The organism is Paraburkholderia sp. BR10923, assembly GCF_040948765.1.
GTDB lineage: Bacteria > Pseudomonadota > Gammaproteobacteria > Burkholderiales > Burkholderiaceae > Paraburkholderia > Paraburkholderia youngii.
Window position 1 is genome coordinate 1 of record NZ_JBFPKO010000209.1, and the last position, 262, is coordinate 262.

The 262-nt window shown below is 54.2% G+C and carries 1 rRNA gene; it reads left to right on the forward strand.

The features are described from left to right. Positions 1-262: ribosomal RNA gene (locus tag AB3X94_RS42140) — 16S ribosomal RNA — on the forward strand; the annotation flags it as partial.

The window sequence follows — 262 nt, forward strand, 5'->3', positions numbered from 1 at the left end:
TGGGGAGTACGGTCGCAAGATTAAAACTCAAAGGAATTGACGGGGACCCGCACAAGCGGTGGATGATGTGGATTAATTCGATGCAACGCGAAAAACCTTACCTACCCTTGACATGGATGGAATCCTGCTGAGAGGCGGGAGTGCCCGAAAGGGAGCCATCACACAGGTGCTGCATGGCTGTCGTCAGCTCGTGTCGTGAGATGTTGGGTTAAGTCCCGCAACGAGCGCAACCCTTGTCCCTAGTTGCTACGCAAGAGCACTC